This is a genomic window from Bordetella genomosp. 10 (genome assembly GCF_002261225.1).
Lineage (GTDB): Bacteria > Pseudomonadota > Gammaproteobacteria > Burkholderiales > Burkholderiaceae_B > Bordetella_C.
Genome location: NZ_NEVM01000001.1, coordinates 1,131,480 through 1,147,070 on the forward strand (window position 1 = coordinate 1,131,480; position 15,591 = coordinate 1,147,070).

The following is a 15,591-nucleotide window of genomic DNA, read 5'->3' on the forward strand; positions in this document are numbered from 1 at the left end:
ACAGGCGGCTCAGCGCCGCCGTCCCGGTTGCGCCTGCGGCTGGCCGGCGGCGCTGGCGGCCGCGCCCGTCGACGACTGCTGGTCGACCAGCAAGCCCAGACGCGTCACGCCGTTCACGCGCAGCTCGTCCATCACCTTCATCACGGATTCGTAGGGCACCTTGCCGTCGGCCGCGATCACCACCGGCGTATCCGCGGTGATGCGCTGGCGCACCTGGTTGACCAGGTCGGCGCGGGCGATGGTTTCCGGATTGGCGCCCGGCTCCCGCATGCGCAGGGCGATCTCGCCGTTGGAGGAAATCTGCACCTCCAGCGGCTTGACCGGCACGTCGGAGGCCGCGCCCACCGAGGGCAGGTTGATCAATCCGGGCGTGATCAGGGGCGCGGTGACCATGAAGATCACCAGCAGCACCAGCATCACATCGATGTAGGGCACCACATTGATGTCGGATTTCATGCGGCGGCCGGCGCGGCCGCCCGAACGCATCGATCCCATCAGCGCACCTGCCGTTGCAGAATGTTCAGGAACTCATCGACAAAACTGTCGAAGCGGATCGAAAGGCGGTCGATGTCGTTGGTATAGCGGTTGTAGGCCACCACCGCGGGGATGGCGGCGAACAGGCCGATGGCCGTGGCGATCAGCGCTTCCGCGATGCCGGGCGCCACCGACGCCAGCGTGGCCTGCTGCATGTTGGACAGGCCGATGAAGGCGTGCATGATCCCCCACACCGTGCCGAGCAGGCCGATGTACGGGCTGACCGAGCCGGCCGAGGCCAGGAAGTTCAGGTGCGACTCCAGCGCGTCCATTTCACGCTGGTAGGCGGCGCGCATGGCGCGGCGGGGGCCGTCCAGCAGCGCGTCGGCATTGGCGCTGCCGCGGCGCGCCTTGAGGAATTCGGTCATGCCGGCATCGAAGATGCGGGCCAGCGCGCCCTGTTCGGCGCGGCGGCTGGCGACGGCCTGTTGCAGCATGGAGAGGTCGCCGCCCGACCAGAAATCGTCTTCGAAGCGGCGGGTCTGCTGATGCGCGCGCTTGATGGCGATCAGCTTGGCGAAGATGTACGTCCAGGACATGATGGAAATGCCCAGAAGCAGCAGCATGATTAGCTGGACCGGCACGCTGGCGTGCCCGATCAGCGTAAGCAACGACATGTCGTTGGAGACTTGCATTTTTATCCCTGAATAGATTCCAGTGTTGCGCGGAGTTCCTTGGGCAGTTCCGCGGGTCTCAGGCGGGTCGCATCCACGCAACCCACTTGGATGCCCCCTTCGGCCAGCAGTTCCCCTTCACGGAGCACTCGCTGCGCGAAGTGTATCGAAGCTCGTCCCAGTCGTGTGACGCGGGTTTCAACAGTAAGGAGATCGTCGAGCCGCGCCGGTTTACGGTAGGACATGTCCAGGCCGGCCACCACGAAGATGCGCCCGGTCTCGGCGGCCATGCTGGATTGGTGGTACCCGAGGGTACGCAGCCATTCCGTACGTCCGCGTTCCATGAATTTTAGGTAGTTCGCGTAGAAGACGATTCCACCGGCATCCGTATCTTCGTAGTAGACACGGATGACCAGCGTCGAAACCTGTGCGGGGGAAGAATTCAAAGGGTGTCCAGCTTGGCCAATATCCGATCCAGCGCTTCGTCCAGGCCTACCTTGGCCGCTTCGGACTCACGCCGGGCCTGCAATTCCAGCACGCCGTCCTTGAGGCCGCGCTCTCCAACTGTTACGCGCAAGGGCACGCCGATCAGCTCCCATTCGGCGAACATGACGCCCGGACGCGCATCGCGGTCGTCGAGCAGGACGTCGATTCCGCGTTCGCGCAGTGCTTCGTAGAGATCGTTGGCGGTGTTACGAACAGTTTCATTTTTCCCCCATCCCACGGGGCAGATCACCACTTCGAAGGGGGCGATAGGGCGGGGCCAGATAATACCCTTGTCGTCGTGGTTCTGCTCGATGGCCGCGGCGGCGATGCGCGTCACCCCGATGCCGTAGCAGCCCATCTGGATGACGGCGGGCTTGCCGGACTCGTCCAGGAAGGTGGCCTTCAGCGCCTCGGAGTACTTGGTGCCCAGGAAGAACACGTGGCCGACCTCGATGCCGCGCTGGATGGCCAGGACGCCCTTGCCGTCCGGGGCGGGGTCGCCCGCCACCACGTTGCGCAGGTCCGCCACCGCCTCGGGTTCGGGCAGGTCGCGGCCCCAGTTCATGCCGACGTAGTGGAAGTCCTCGCGGTTGGCGCCGCAGACGATGTCGTGCATCTTCGCCACGGTGGCGTCAACCACCACGTGCACGGGTTTTGCCGTCTTGATGGGGCCAAGATAGCCGGGTTTGCAGCCGAAATGCTCGACGATCTCGGCTTCGGTGGCGAAGCGGAAGCCCTGCTTCAGGCCCGGCACCTTGGCGGCCTTGATTTCGTTCAGGGTGTGGTCGCCGCGCAGCAGCAGCAGCCAGATCTGCGCCGGGCCCTCGGCCGGCTCCGTGGCCAGCACGATGGACTTCACCGTGGTTTCCAGCGGAATCTTCAGGAAGGCGGCGACGTCCTCGCACTTGGCCGCGCCCGGCGTGGCCACCGCTTCCAGCGCCCGGCCCGGGGCGCCGCGCTCGGCGATCAGCGGGCCGGATTCGGCCAGTTCGATATTGGCGGCGTACTGGCTGTCGGGGTTGTAGACGATCAGATCCTCGCCGGTTTCGGCGATGACCTGGAATTCATGGCTGCGGGTGCCGCCGATGGAGCCCGTGTCGGCCGCCACGGCGCGGAATTCCAGCCCCAGGCGGGTGAAGATCTTCATGTACGCGGCGTACATGATGTCGTAGCTGGCCAGGGCGCCGGCCTCGTCGCGGTCGAAGGAGTAGGCGTCCTTCATGGTGAACTCGCGGCCGCGCATCAGGCCGAAGCGGGGGCGGCGTTCGTCCCGGAACTTGGTCTGTATATGGTAGAAGTTGACGGGCAGTTGACGCCAGCTATGGATTTCGTTGCGGGCGATGTCGGTGATCACCTCCTCGGACGTGGGCTGGAGGACGAAATCGCGGTCGTGGCGGTCCTTGATGCGCAGCAGCTCGGGGCCGTATTGCACCCAGCGGCCCGATTCCTGCCAGAGTTCGGCCGGCTGCACCACCGGCATCAGCAGTTCGATGGCGCCGGCGGCGTCCATTTCCTGGCGGACGATGTTCTCGATCTTGCGGATGACGCGCAGGCCCAGGGGCATGTAGGTATAGATGCCGCCCGCGAGCTTGCGGATCATGCCCGCGCGGGTCATGAGCTGATGGCTGACGACTTCGGCTTCGGCCGGGGCCTCTTTGAGGGTATTGATGTGGTAGTTGGAGGCGCGCATGGTTTCCAGGTGGCGGCAGGTACGTATAATCAGGCGTAATTGTATTGAATTTGCTGGGGGTGGCCCATGCTGGACCGCGAAGGCTACCGTCCCAATGTCGGCATCATTCTCGTAAATAGCAAAAACGAGGTCTTTTGGGGCAAGCGGATACGGGAACATGCGTGGCAGTTCCCGCAGGGCGGCATCAAGTACGGGGAGAGTCCCGTGCAGGCCATGTACCGCGAGCTCCATGAGGAAGTAGGGTTGAATCCCGAGCATGTCCGGATATTGGGGCGTACACGCGATTGGCTGCGCTACAACGTACCGGACCATTTCGTCCGCCGCGAATGGCGTGGCCATTACAAAGGGCAGAAGCAAATCTGGTTTCTGCTACGTCTGATCGGGCGCGACAGCGATGTCTGCCTGAGGGCGACGCAGCACCCGGAATTCGACGCCTGGCGCTGGAGCCAGTACTGGGTGCCGCTGGACGCGGTCATCGAGTTCAAGCGCGAGGTCTATACGCAGGCCTTGAACGAGCTGTCGACGATCCTGTTCCGGCGTCACCATGAAACCCGCTACCTGCGCCAGCGCGTGCATGGTCAGCGGGCCAGCGAGAACTCGGGCGGAGGAGCCGACGGGCATGCGCATATTGCTGGTTGAAGATGAAAAGGACATGGCGTCCTGGTTGGTGCGCGCCCTGGCCCAGAGCGGTTTCGTGCCCGATCACGCGGCGGACGCGCGTACGGCCGAGGCGTTCATGGCCGGCACCGAATACGACGCCATCGTGATGGACCTGCGCCTGCCCGACAAGCACGGGCTGGTGGTGCTGCGCGAAATGCGCAACCGCGACGACCGCACGCCCGTGCTGGTGCTGACCGCGCAGGGCGCCTTGCAGGACCGCGTGCGCGGCCTGAACCTGGGCGCCGACGATTTCCTCACCAAGCCGTTCGCCCTGGAAGAACTGGAAGCGCGCCTGACCGCGCTGGTGCGCCGCAGCCGCGGCCGCCAGCATCCGCGCCTGCAGTGCGGTTCGCTGGCCTACGACAGCGAGAGCCGCGCCTTCACCCTGGACGGTTCGCTGCTGTTCCTGACGCCGCGCGAGCACGCGGCCCTGGCGGCGCTGCTGACCCGCAGCGGCTATCCGGTGGACAAGTCGCAGTTGTTCGGCAAGGTGTTCAACCACGACAGCGAAGCCAATCCGGACGCCATCGAAGTGGTGCTGCACCGGCTGCGCAAGAAACTGGCCGGCAGCGACATCCGCATCGTCACGGTGCGGGGGCTGGGCTACATGCTGGAAAGCGTGGCCAGCACCAGCGAATCGGCCGAGGCCTAATCTCGTGTCCGTGCGCATCCCCGGGGGCCTGGGCATGGGCGCGCGGCGCCATGGCGCCGCGGCCTAGCGCGCGCGCGGCCCGCCTGCGGCTGCTGCGCGGCCGCCTGGGCATCCGCACGCTGCTTTTCATGCTGCTGCTGCCGGGCGTGGTGGCCCTGCTGGTCATCGATAGCTGGAACGACTACCAGACGCTTTCCGAAATCACCAACGACGCCTACGACAGCGCCTTGCTGGAGCCGGCGCGCGTCCTCGAAAGCAGCATCGAATTCACGGCCGACGGCGCGCTGCAGGTGGCAACGCCGCTCTATGCCCAGGTCATGCTGGAATCCCGCGCCGGCCTGCGCAAGTACTACCGCATCGAGGAAATCGACCCGCCCATGCCGGACGGCCAGGCGGCGCCGGCGTCCGCCGGCCGCGCCCTGCTGGGCATGCCCGACCTGCCGCGGCCCGGGACCTGGCCGAGCAGCAACGGCACGCCGGTGTTCTACGACGGCGTGTACCGGGGCGATCCGGTGCGCCTGGTGGCCATCGTGCGCGATCTCTATTACCACGGCATCCATCGCCAGGTGCTGGTCCTGATCGGCGAAAGCACCAGCAAGCGGATCGAGGCCGAGCACGCGGCGCAGCGCCAGGAGTTCCTGCGCGACGCCCGCATGCTGGCGCTGGTCGTGCTGATGGTCTGGTGGGGCGTGGCCTGGGCGCTGCGGCCGCTGCACCGCCTGCGCAGCGACATCCGCGCCCGTCCGTCCGACGACCAGACGCCCCTGGACGCCAGCGGCGTGCCTTCCGAGGTCGCCCCCCTGGTGGAGGCGGTCAACCACCACATCGAACGCCACCGGCGCATGTTGCAGGAGCAGACGCAATTCCTGGACGACGCCTCGCATCAACTGCGCACGCCGCTGGCCATCATGCTGACGCAGGCCCAATACGCCCTGCGCGAGCGCGACCCCGAGCGCATGCGCGAAGGCCTGCGCGGCATCGTCGCGCAACTGGGCCGCAGCCGCCGCCTGACCGAGCAGCTCCTGCAATTGGCCCATGCCCATGCCAGCCAGGGCGAGGCGACGCCGCGCAAGGTCCTGGACCTCAACGACCTGGCGCGGGACGTCGTCCTGCAGCACCTGCCCCTGGCCCATGAGAAACAACAGGATCTCGGTTGGGGGGGGATGCAGGCGACTTGCGGAACTAGGGCAATTGGTGCAGACGGTGACGAAAGCTGTCTGACAGCCGCGGCCCCCGTGGCGGGCAGCGAGGTCGAACTGCACGAAGCCCTGTCCAACCTCGTCCACAACGCGATCAACTACGCGCCGCCGGGCGCGCGGATCACGGTTTCGGTGGCCCGCGGGCGGCAGCGCGCCGAGGTGCGCGTGGCCGATAACGGGCCCGGCCTTCCCGCCGCCCTGCGCGCCCGCGCCTTCGAACGATTCGACCGGGCGGGCGCCGACGGCGGGCAGCGCAGCTCCAGCGGCTCGGGCCTGGGCCTGGCCATCGCCCGCGCCTACGCGCGCCGCAACGGCGGCGACATCCTGCTGGAAGACGGCGAGCCCAATGCCCTCGGCGGCGCCGGTCTTTGCGCCATATTATGGATTCCCCTCTTAAGGGATAACCCTGTGATTCAGGGTCCAGACAGCATAAAGAAAGCGGATTAGCAGCTTCCCTCCTTATTCTGCGTTCCAGGCTCACATGGGTTGTGAGAGGGGCATGCTCAACCGGGCATTTCCCGCGGGCAGTTTCAAGCCCTGGTTTTCGGAGGATTGCGGTGGAAACATCCAAAAGAACAATTAACAAGGACTATTACGGCGGCGCCCTAATGGTCCTGGTCGGTTTGGGAGCGATATATGGGGGGACTGACTACCATATCGGCTCGCTGAGCCACATGGGACCGGGTTTCTTCCCGGCGGCGGTGGGCGGGCTTCTTGTCCTTACCGGCATCCTGATCGCGATCAGCGCGCGCTCGGGCGCTCCGGCGGAACAAGTGCCGGGCGGTCATGCCCACGGCATGCCCGACGTGCGCGGCGGGATCTGCATCCTGCTCAGCATCGTGGCTTTCATCATCATCGGCGAATACGGCGGCCTGCTGCCAGCGACTTTCGCCATTACTTTCATCGCGTCCCTTGGCGATCGTAAAAACACGATCCTCCAGGCGGTTCTGCTGTCCTTGGCCATGGTAGTCATCGCCATCGTCGTGTTCTGGTGGGCGCTGCAACTGCAGCTTCCGCTGTTTCGTTGGGGTTGATCGCCATGCATCAAGCACTCATTGATCTTTGGTACGGTTTTGGCGTCGCGTTCGAACCCCATAACCTGATGTGGTCGTTCTTCGGCGTGCTGGTGGGTAACCTCATCGGCGTGCTGCCCGGCATGGGCGCGCTGTCGGCCATTTCGATCCTGCTGCCGCTCACCTACGTGATGCATCCGGTGCCCGCCATCCTGATGCTGGCCGGTATCTTCTACGGCTCGCAGTACGGCGGCGCCATCGGCGCGATCCTGCTGAACCTGCCCTCGCACCCGCCGCATGCGGTGACGTGTCTGGACGGCTACCCGATGACCAAGGCCGGCAAGGGCGGCACGGCATTGGGCATCACGATGATTTCGTCGTTTTTCGCCGCTTCGGTCGGCATCATCGTGATGATCTTCTGCTCGCCGCTGCTGGTGGAAGTGGCCTTCAAGTTCGGCCCGACGGAAATCTTCTCCATCATGCTGTTGGGCCTGCTGGCCGGCGCCACGATGTCGCGCGGTTCGCCCCTGAAGGGCGTGGCGATGACCTTGTTCGGCCTGCTGTGCGGCGTGGTCGGCACCGACGTCAACACCGGCACGATCCGCTTCTCCTTCGGCCTGCTGGACCTGTCCGACGGCCTGGAGCTGGTGGCGATCTCGATGGGCCTGTTCGGCGCCGCCGACTTCCTGGTCAGCGTCAACAAGATGTCCATCATCAGCACCTCGACCAAGCTGAAGCTGCGCGACATGCGGCCCTCCATGGCTGAAATGAAGCAGGCTTTCATGCCGATGGTGCGCGGCACGCTGGTGGGCACGCTGTTCGGCGCCATGCCCGGCACCGGCCCGACCATCACCACCTTCATCGCCTACGCGCTGGAGCGCAAGGTCTCGAAGACGCCCGAGCGTTTCGGCACCGGCATGCTGGCCGGCGTGGCCGCGCCCGAAGCCTCCTCGCACTCGAAGACGCAGGTCGACTTCATCCCGACGATGAGCCTGGGCATCCCCGGCGACGCGGTGATGGCGCTGATCCTGGGCGCGCTGCTGATCCAGGGCATCCAGCCCGGCCCGCAGTTGATCACCGAGCACCCGGACATTTTCTGGGGCCTGATCGCCAGCTTCTGGGTGGGCAACGTCCTGCTGATCGTGCTGAACGTGCCGCTGATCGGCGTGTGGGTCAAGCTGCTCAAGGTGCCGTACAAGTACCTGTTCCCGTCCGCGCTGTTCTTCATCGCGGTGGGCGTGTTCTCGACGCAGAACAGCTTGTTCCAGATCTGGGAAGTGCTGGCCTTCGGCGTCATCGGCGCCCTGTTGATGGCCCTGGACTTCTCGGTGGCTCCGATCCTGCTGGGCTTCGTGCTCGGTCCCATGGTCGAGGAAAACTTCCGCCGCGCCCTGCTGCTGTCGCGCGGCGACATGATGATCTTCATCCAGCGTCCGATCAGCGCCTGGTTCATCGCGGCCAGCGCCCTGCTGATCATCGTGCAGGTCTGGGCCCGCTTGCGCAAGGGCAAGGGCAAGGGCAAGAAGGACATGCTGCCGAAAACGGCGTAGGGACCCCCCCGTACCGCGCGGAGCGCGGCCCCCCAGGGGGCGACACCCGCGGACCGGAAGGAAAGCCCACCCCAGGCTCGCTTCGCGCGCCGCCCCTCAAGGGGCGACACCAGCGGACCGGGGGACCCGGATCCGCGGTGTCCGCGATTAAAAAGACCTGTGCATTGCACAGGTCTTTTTTTCTATCGCATGCGCCGTTGCGCGGCAGCGGCGCATGCCGGCGCTACTCGGCGCTTGGGGCGTGCTATGGTTTTGGACTTCCATTGTCCACTCGCTCAACCGGAACCGGATTCCCATGCACGTACTCTTCGCGCTCCCCGATCGTAATCCCGACGAATGGCTGCCTGGCCTGCGGGCCGAGATGCCGGATTTCAAGATATCGGTGTGGGATCCGGCCGGGCCGCCGTCCAATGCCGACGTGGCGCTGGTGTGGAAGCCGCCGGCGGCGCTGTTCAAGCACGAGACCGGGCTGAAGGCGGTGTTCAACCTGGGCGCCGGCGTGGACGCGCTGCTGAAGATGCCGGAAATTCCCGCGCACGTGCAGATCGTGCGCCTGGAAGACGCCGGCATGTCGGTGCAGATGGCCGAATACGTGCTGTACGCGCTATGGCGCGAATCGCGCGGGTTCGCGCGCTATGAGGCCGACCAGGCCGCCGGCCGCTGGGACCCGCGCGAAGGCCTGCGCCGCGAGCAGTGGCCCGTGGGCGTGCTGGGCCTGGGCGTGGTGGGTTCCCGCGTGGCCGAGGCGCTGGCCGCCTTCGAATATCCCGTGGCCGGCTGGTCGCGCAGCCCGCGCAGCATCGACGGCGTGCGGACCTATGCCGGCATGGACCAGTTGCCCGCCTTCCTGGCGCGCACCCGGGTGCTGGTCAACGTGCTGCCGCTGACCCCCGAGACCGAAGGCATCCTCGACCGCGCCACCTTGAGCCAGTTGCTGCCCCACGCCCACCTGATCAACGTGGGACGCGGCGAGCACCAGAACGAGGACGACATCCTCGCGCTGCTGCAGGAAGGCCGGCTGGACAGCGTCTCGCTGGACGTGTTCCGCACCGAGCCGCTGCCGGCGGCCAGCGGCCTGTGGAAACATCCGCGCGCGCACGTCACGCCGCACATCGCGGCCAGCACCTTGCGCGAGGAAACCATCGTGCAGATCGCCGACAAGATCCGCCGGATGGCGCGCGGCGAACCCCTGTCCGGGGTGGTCGCGCGCGAACGCGGCTATTGATCGATCTATCGGCCTATTGATCCCGCATCGCGGATCGACGGGCTGCGACCCTCGAACCGCGAAGGGCGCGGCGCATGCCGCGCCCCGTCGCGATCAATCGCGCAGCCGCTTGACCAGGCTGGACGTGTCCCAGCGTCCGCCGCCCATCTTCTGCACGTCGGCATAGAACTGGTCCACCAGGGCGGTGACCGGCACGCGCGCGCCGTTGTTGCGCGCTTCGGCCAGCACCAGGCCCAGGTCCTTGCGCATCCAGTCCACCGCGAAGCCGAAGTCGAACTTGTCGTCGACCATCGTGCCGCCGCGATTCTCCATCTGCCAGCTTTGCGCCGCGCCCTTGCTGATCACGTCCAGCACCAGCTTCATGTCCAGGCCGGCGGCCTGGCCGAAGGCCACGCCCTCCGACAGGCCCTGCACCAGGCCGGCGATGCAGATCTGGTTCACCATCTTCGCCAGTTGGCCCGCGCCCGGCTGGCCCACCAGCGTGACGGCGCGGCCGAAGGCCTGCGCCACGGGCTTGATCGCGTCGAAGACCGCCTGCTCGCCGCCGCACATCACGGTCAGCACGCCGTTGACCGCGCCGGCCTGGCCGCCCGAGACCGGCCCGTCGACGAATTGCAGCCCCTGCTTGCGCGCCTGCGCGTACAGTTCGCGGGCGACGTCGGCGGAAGCGGTGGTGTGGTCGACGAAGACCGCGTCCTTGGCCATGCCGGCGAAGGCGCCGTCCGCGCCCAGCACGACGCTGCGCAGGTCGTCGTCGTTGCCGACGCAGGCGAATACGATGTCGGCGCCGGCCGCGGCTTCGCGCGGGGTGGGGGCGGCCTTGCCGCCGAATTCCTTGACCCATTCCTGCGCCTTGGCCGCCGTGCGGTTGTAGACCGTCACGGCGTGGCCGGCGCGCGCCAGGTGTCCCGCCATGGGAAAGCCCATGACGCCCAGGCCGAGGAAGGCCACTTTCCTGGGGGCGACGGTGTCGTAGGTCTTGGTGCCGATGGATGCCATGCAGAGTCTCCGGTAGAAGGCTGGAAAGCCGTGAATTGCCGCGGCGGCCGGGATGCCGGGGCGCCGCTGCCGTCGGGGCGCGCGCCGCGCTGGAAGTCGTATTTCTCAGGAGCCGTACCTTACGGCGATGACGCGCCCAGGGCAAGCGCCGCGGCCGTCCTTCCGGCGCGCATCGGGAAGATGGCCCCGCACCCGCGATCGGGACCGCTGCGTCCGGCCGCCCCGTCCCGCGAATCAAAACCCCGCCGCCAGGCCGTCGCGGCGGCTGTCGCTGGCGGCCACATAGCCATCGACGGCCGGGTCGCCCAGGCGCCAGATGAACTGGCCGGACCCGAAATCCATATAGGGATCCTCCAGGCCTTCCAGCACGTGGCCGCGCGCGCGCAGCGCCTCCTGCACGGCCGCCGGCATCTCGGGCTCGACGTCCACCGAGCGTCCGTGGTTCCATTTCCAGCGCGGCGCGTCGCAGGCGGCCTGCGGCTGCTGGCCGTAGTCCAGCATGCGCACCAGCGTCTGCAAATGCCCCTGCGGCTGCATATTCCCGCCCATCACGCCGAAGCTCATGACGGGCGCGCCGTCGCGCATGAGGAAGCCGGGGATGATGGTGTGGAAAGGGCGCTTGCCGCCCGCCACCACGTTGGGGTGGCCGGGCTGCATGCTGAATCCGTGGCCGCGGTTCTGCAGGCTGACGCCCGTGCCGGGCACCACCACGCCGGAGCCGAAGCCCATGTAGTTGGACTGGATGAAGCTGATCATCATGCCGTTGCGGTCGGCGGCGGTCAGGTACACGGTGCCGCCGCGCGGCGCGTGGCCACTGCTGAAATTCCGGGCGCGGTTCATGTCGATCAGGCGCGCGCGTTCCGCCAGATAGGCCGGATCCAGCAAGGCCTCCGCGCCCACTTCCATGTGCGCGCCGTCGCCCACGTGGGCGTAGACGTCGGCGAAGGCCAGCTTCATGGCCTCGATCAGCAGATGCTGCGTATCCGGATGGTCCACCGGCCGCGCCGCCACGTCGAAATGCCGAAGGATGCCCAGCGCGATCAGGGCCGCGATGCCCTGGCCGTTGGGCGGGATCTGGTGCAGCGTGTAGCCCCGGTAGCCTTGCGCCAGCGGCGCGACCCATTTGGGCTGGTAGTCGCGCAGGTCGGACAGCGTCATCGCCGCGTCGTGCGCCTGCGCATGCGCCACCAGCTTGTGCGCCGTCTCGCCTTCATAGAAGTCGCGCCCGCCGGTGGCGGCGATGCGCTTGAGCGTAGCGGCCGCGCCCTTGAGTACGAAATGCTCGCCGATCGCGGGCGGCCGTCCACGCGGCAGGAAGTGCTCGGCGAAGCCGGGCAGGGGCTGCAGGCTGTCGGCCTGCGCCGCCCATTTTTGCTGCACGACGGGCGACACCGCGCAGCCGCGCTCGGCATACTCGATGGCGGGCGCCAGCACGTCGGCGAAGGCCAGGGCGCCCATCTTCCCGTGCAGGGCGGCCCAGCCCGCGACGCAGCCCGGCACGGTCACGCTGTCCCAGCCGCGCATGGGAATGGCGCCGTTGTGCTTGCGCTTGAAGTAGTCCACGCACCACGCCGAGGGCGCGCGGCCCGACGCGTTGATGCCATGCAGGCGCGCGCCGTCCCAGACGATGGCGAAGCAATCCGAACCGAGGCCGTTGCTGACCGGCTCGACCAGCGTCAATACGGCCGCCGCGGCGATGGCCGCGTCCACCGCGTTGCCGCCGCGCTCCAGGATGCGCAGCCCGGCCTGCGCGGCCAGCGGCTGGGACGTGGCGACGACGTTGCGGGCGAATACGGGCGCGCGGGTGGTGCGGTAGGGGTTGTGCCAGTCGAAGGTCATAGGGTGCTCGGGACGAAGACGGGTACGGGGTAAACCCGTACTTTAGCGTAAGCGATTGTGTGCACTGCACCAATTTGTTTGTCCCCCTGCCCATGCCGGCCCATAAAAAATGCCCCCACGCCGCACGGCTTACGCCGCTTGCTGCCCCCCGAGGGGGCTTTTTTACCTTGGGGCGGCCCGGCGGTAAAAAAAAGGGCGCCTTGCGGCGCCCCGGAAGCGGGATGCGTGGCGGACCGCGAACGGCCCGCCGCCGCATCAGCCTTCTTCGACGAAGGTTTCTTCGCGCTTCTTGCGGATCGAGGGCAGGGCGACGATCACGATCAGCGCGATGGCGGCGGCCAGCAGGCTGGCCGACAACGGACGCGTGATGAAGGTCGAGAAGTCGCCGCGCGACAGCAGCAGGGCACGGCGGAAGTTCTCTTCCATCATGGGGCCCAGCACCAGGCCCAGCAACAGCGGCGCGCCTTCGCACTTCAGCTTGGACCAGACGTAGCCGATCACGCCGAAGGCCGCGGTGGTCATGATGTCGAAGGTGTTGTAGTTCAACGAGTACACGCCGATCGTGCAGAACACCAGGATCGCCGGGAACAGCACGCGGTAGGGCACCTTGAGCAGCTTCACCCACAGGCCGATCAGCGGCAGGTTCAGGATCACCAGCATCAGGTTGCCGATCCACATCGAGGCGATCAGGCCCCAGAACAGTTCCGGGTGGCTGGTCATCACCTGCGGGCCGGGCTGGATGTTGTGGATGGTCATCGCGCCCACCATCAGCGCCATCACCGCGTTGCCCGGGATGCCCAGGGTCAGCAGGGGGATGAAGGAGGTCTGGGCGGCCGCGTTGTTGGCCGATTCCGGACCCGCCAGGCCGGCCGGGTGGCCCTTGCCGAAGCGCTGCGGCTGTTTGGCGATCTTCTTTTCCAGCGTGTAGGAAGCGAAGGACGACAGCACCGCGCCGCCGCCGGGCAGGATGCCCAGGGCCGAACCCAGGGCCGTGCCGCGCACCACCGCGGGCCAGGCTTCCTTGAACTCTTCCTTGTTGGGGTAGAGCGAACCGATCTTGTCGGTGATGTCGACGCGGTTTTCCTTCTGCTCCAGGTTGGTCATGATTTCGGCGAAGCCGAACACGCCCATGGCGACGATGGCGAAGTCGATGCCGTCCTGCAGTTCGGGGATGCCGAAGTCGAAGCGGGCGACGCCGGAGTTCACGTCGGTGCCGACCATGCCCAGCAGCAGGCCCAGGAGAATCATGGCGATGGCCTTGGGCAGCGAGCCCGAGGCCAGCACCACGGCGCCCACCAGGCCCAGGCACATCAGCGAGAAGTATTCGGCGGGACCGAACTTGAAGGCGACTTCCGCCAGCGGGGGCGCGAAGGCGGCCAGCAGCAGGGTGGCCACGCAACCGGCGAAGAACGAGCCCAGGGCGGCGATGGCCAGCGCGGCGCCCGCGCGGCCGTTGCGCGCCATCTGGTGTCCGTCCAGTACTGTCACCACCGCGGATGTCTCGCCTGGCAGCGCCACCAGGATCGCGGTGGTCGAGCCGCCGTATTGGGCGCCGTAGTAGATGCCGGCCAGCATGATCAGGCCGGCCACGGGCGGCAGCACATACGTGATGGGCAGCAGCATGGCGATGGTCGGGACCGGGCCGATGCCCGGCAGCACGCCGATCAGCGTGCCCAGGATGCAGCCCAGCAGGGCGTACAGCAGGTTCTCCGGCGTGAACGCCACGCCGAAGCCCATCATGAGGTGATCAAACAATTCCATGTCTGGCGCTCCTTAGTTCGAACCCAGGAAAGACGGCCACAGCGGGAAGATGAGGCCCAGGCCCTTGATGAACGCCAGATAGGAGAACACCACGAGGAAAATACCGTTGGCGACGGCGATCTTCCAGTTGAACTCATGGCTGGCCAGGCTGCTGACGACCACCAGGAGGAACACGGAGATATAGACGCCCAGGAACTTGAGGACCAGGCCGTAGAGAACGACCGAGCCGATCACCAGAAACACGACGCGCCAGTCGAAGCGGTCGACGTGGGTTTCGGTGGCCTTGGGCATCATGGATCCGATCAGGACCACGGCGCCGAGGAGGGCGAGTACGATGCCCAGCCAGAAGGGGAAATAGCCAGGCCCCATCCGGGCGGCGGTGCCCATCTGGTAGCTGGCGCCTTTCATTGCGAATCCCAGGCCCAGCGCGATGAACATCGCTCCGGCCCAGAAATCCTGCTTGTTGCGTAGCTGCATGATTGTCTGCTCCCTAGTACAGCATGTGATAAACGTATTCAGGTGGATGTTTGCAAAGTGAAAGTAGATTCAAAGTAGAAAGATGGGCGAATGGTAAATGCTCTGATGCCAAACCGGAACCCTGTAATTTGGCTGAAAGGCTATGGTTTTCCCTAGATTTAGGGTTCATCGGGCAGGAAGTTGTAAGGATTACGCCAAAATGGCAGGCTTATGAAAGCTTATTGAAAGTAAAAAGAAAGTGACCGGAAAGCGTGTCGGAAAGTTTGTCTCATGAAAAATACATGGGACCGGATGCGAGGGGCCGTCCAGGCGGCCGGACTACCGGGTCTGTGTCACCGGATCCGGGGCAAAGTGCCGGGACCGCAGCTTTCAAAATCGGCTGGCCATTGACAGGGGGCGGGCGCCCCGCAGCCCGCCGGCGCCGGGCGCCTGCATCGCCCCTTGCTGCTATCCCCTGGCAGGCTGGAACGTCCCGGGCGGCCCTAAAGGCCCGCTTCCGCCCCCGCCCCCGCTCGCACGGGCTCCCTCACCGCACCGATTCCACTCCGGGCTGGCGACCGGGCGCGGTTCGCGTGACGAACCATGGCGTAGCGCCTGGGGAAGCACGGGCAAGAGTGATGGGGCCCCGGACGCAAGAACGCAATGGCGATGGGGAGCGTCTGCATGTCCTTGCGGAAGCGGCACATGACTCGCTCCGTTTGGAACGCAGGCCCCGGCACGCCTCGCCGCCTTGTCGATGTCGTCATCGACGCCGCCCGATGCGTGCCGCGCGTGATGCGCGTGATGCGCGAGCCCGCGTCTTCTTCTTATATATAGATACAGGGCAGCGCCCACGAAGCGACGCGCTCCCGCCCCTGTCCTTCCTACTGAATATTGCCAGGTATCACACGGT

The 15,591-nt window shown here is 66.4% G+C and carries 14 protein-coding genes; 6 read left to right on the forward strand and 8 right to left on the reverse strand.

The window, feature by feature from the left end; genetic code table 11:
- Positions 1–9 precede the first annotated feature (9 nt).
- From tolR to CAL29_RS04915, 4 genes are read right to left on the reverse strand one after another with little or no spacing between them, the layout of a single operon-like run.
- On the reverse strand, positions 10–495 hold the full coding sequence (tolR, locus tag CAL29_RS04900; protein ID WP_094851828.1) for a protein TolR: 486 nt from the start codon (positions 493–495) through the stop codon (positions 10–12).
- Positions 495–1,169, reverse strand: a complete 675-nt coding sequence (tolQ, locus tag CAL29_RS04905; RefSeq protein ID WP_094851829.1) for a protein TolQ — start codon at positions 1,167–1,169, stop codon at positions 495–497. Before tolQ ends, tolR begins: the two co-directional genes overlap by 1 nt.
- Positions 1,170–1,171: 2 nt before the next feature.
- Positions 1,172–1,594: a tol-pal system-associated acyl-CoA thioesterase gene (gene ybgC / locus CAL29_RS04910; protein ID WP_094851830.1), complete on the reverse strand. Its 423-nt coding sequence runs from the start codon at positions 1,592–1,594 to the stop codon at positions 1,172–1,174.
- Positions 1,591–3,324 (reverse strand): proline--tRNA ligase, encoded by a 1,734-nt coding sequence (locus tag CAL29_RS04915; RefSeq protein WP_094851831.1) that lies wholly within the window; start codon positions 3,322–3,324, stop codon positions 1,591–1,593. Before CAL29_RS04915 ends, ybgC begins: the two co-directional genes overlap by 4 nt.
- Before the next feature lie 66 nt (positions 3,325–3,390).
- On the opposite strand from CAL29_RS04915, the gene CAL29_RS04920 reads away from it, so the two are divergent.
- The 6 genes from CAL29_RS04920 (at position 3,391) to CAL29_RS04945 (ending at position 9,623) form a co-directional block, all read left to right on the forward strand.
- On the forward strand, positions 3,391–3,963 hold the full coding sequence (locus CAL29_RS04920) for an RNA pyrophosphohydrolase (RefSeq protein WP_094851832.1): 573 nt from the start codon (positions 3,391–3,393) through the stop codon (positions 3,961–3,963).
- Positions 3,944–4,636 carry a response regulator gene (locus tag CAL29_RS04925; protein WP_094851833.1) on the forward strand — a complete coding sequence of 231 codons (693 nt, stop codon included), beginning with the start codon at positions 3,944–3,946 and terminating at the stop codon, positions 4,634–4,636. The genes CAL29_RS04920 and CAL29_RS04925 overlap by 20 nt, the downstream gene beginning before the upstream one ends.
- Before the next feature lie 50 nt (positions 4,637–4,686).
- Positions 4,687–6,282, forward strand: coding sequence for a sensor histidine kinase (locus CAL29_RS04930; protein ID WP_256977197.1), 1,596 nt, complete (start codon positions 4,687–4,689; stop codon positions 6,280–6,282).
- Between the two features lie 161 nt (positions 6,283–6,443).
- A complete protein-coding gene (locus CAL29_RS04935; RefSeq protein ID WP_094851834.1) occupies positions 6,444–6,869 on the forward strand; it encodes a tripartite tricarboxylate transporter TctB family protein in 426 nt (141 codons plus the stop codon).
- Positions 6,870–6,874: 5 nt separating this feature from the next.
- On the forward strand, positions 6,875–8,398 hold the full coding sequence (locus CAL29_RS04940; protein ID WP_094852724.1) for a tripartite tricarboxylate transporter permease: 1,524 nt from the start codon (positions 6,875–6,877) through the stop codon (positions 8,396–8,398).
- Between the two features lie 295 nt (positions 8,399–8,693).
- On the forward strand, positions 8,694–9,623 hold the full coding sequence (locus CAL29_RS04945) for a 2-hydroxyacid dehydrogenase (protein WP_094851835.1): 930 nt from the start codon (positions 8,694–8,696) through the stop codon (positions 9,621–9,623).
- Positions 9,624–9,716: 93 nt separating this feature from the next.
- Here the strand turns inward: CAL29_RS04945 and CAL29_RS04950 are convergent, their stop codons facing one another.
- The 4 genes from CAL29_RS04950 to CAL29_RS04965 form a co-directional block, all read right to left on the reverse strand.
- Positions 9,717–10,622, reverse strand: a complete 906-nt coding sequence (locus CAL29_RS04950) for an NAD(P)-dependent oxidoreductase (protein WP_094851836.1) — start codon at positions 10,620–10,622, stop codon at positions 9,717–9,719.
- Positions 10,623–10,856: 234 nt separating this feature from the next.
- Positions 10,857–12,461 (reverse strand): gamma-glutamyltransferase family protein, encoded by a 1,605-nt coding sequence (locus CAL29_RS04955; protein ID WP_094851837.1) that lies wholly within the window; start codon positions 12,459–12,461, stop codon positions 10,857–10,859.
- A gap of 255 nt (positions 12,462–12,716) precedes the next feature.
- On the reverse strand, positions 12,717–14,222 hold the full coding sequence (locus tag CAL29_RS04960; protein ID WP_094851838.1) for a tripartite tricarboxylate transporter permease: 1,506 nt from the start codon (positions 14,220–14,222) through the stop codon (positions 12,717–12,719).
- A 12-nt stretch (positions 14,223–14,234) separates the two neighbouring features.
- Entirely contained in the window at positions 14,235–14,699 is a 465-nt protein-coding gene (locus tag CAL29_RS04965) for a tripartite tricarboxylate transporter TctB family protein (RefSeq protein ID WP_094851839.1), read from the reverse strand.
- Between the last annotated feature and the right edge of the window lie 892 nt (positions 14,700–15,591).

Coding starts and splice junctions, on each gene's coding strand:
- tolR (WP_094851828.1), bottom strand. CDS start 495: ATGGGATCGATGCGTTCGGGCGGCCGCGCCGGCCGCCGCATGAAATCC.
- tolQ (WP_094851829.1), bottom strand. CDS start 1,169: ATGCAAGTCTCCAACGACATGTCGTTGCTTACGCTGATCGGGCACGCC.
- CAL29_RS04915 (WP_094851831.1), bottom strand. CDS start 3,324: ATGCGCGCCTCCAACTACCACATCAATACCCTCAAAGAGGCCCCGGCC.
- CAL29_RS04920 (WP_094851832.1), top strand. CDS start 3,391: ATGCTGGACCGCGAAGGCTACCGTCCCAATGTCGGCATCATTCTCGTA.
- CAL29_RS04925 (WP_094851833.1), top strand. CDS start 3,944: ATGCGCATATTGCTGGTTGAAGATGAAAAGGACATGGCGTCCTGGTTG.
- CAL29_RS04930 (WP_256977197.1), top strand. CDS start 4,687: ATGGCGCCGCGGCCTAGCGCGCGCGCGGCCCGCCTGCGGCTGCTGCGC.
- CAL29_RS04935 (WP_094851834.1), top strand. CDS start 6,444: ATGGTCCTGGTCGGTTTGGGAGCGATATATGGGGGGACTGACTACCAT.
- CAL29_RS04940 (WP_094852724.1), top strand. CDS start 6,875: ATGCATCAAGCACTCATTGATCTTTGGTACGGTTTTGGCGTCGCGTTC.
- CAL29_RS04945 (WP_094851835.1), top strand. CDS start 8,694: ATGCACGTACTCTTCGCGCTCCCCGATCGTAATCCCGACGAATGGCTG.
- CAL29_RS04950 (WP_094851836.1), bottom strand. CDS start 10,622: ATGGCATCCATCGGCACCAAGACCTACGACACCGTCGCCCCCAGGAAA.
- CAL29_RS04955 (WP_094851837.1), bottom strand. CDS start 12,461: ATGACCTTCGACTGGCACAACCCCTACCGCACCACCCGCGCGCCCGTA.
- CAL29_RS04960 (WP_094851838.1), bottom strand. CDS start 14,222: ATGGAATTGTTTGATCACCTCATGATGGGCTTCGGCGTGGCGTTCACG.
- CAL29_RS04965 (WP_094851839.1), bottom strand. CDS start 14,699: ATGCAGCTACGCAACAAGCAGGATTTCTGGGCCGGAGCGATGTTCATC.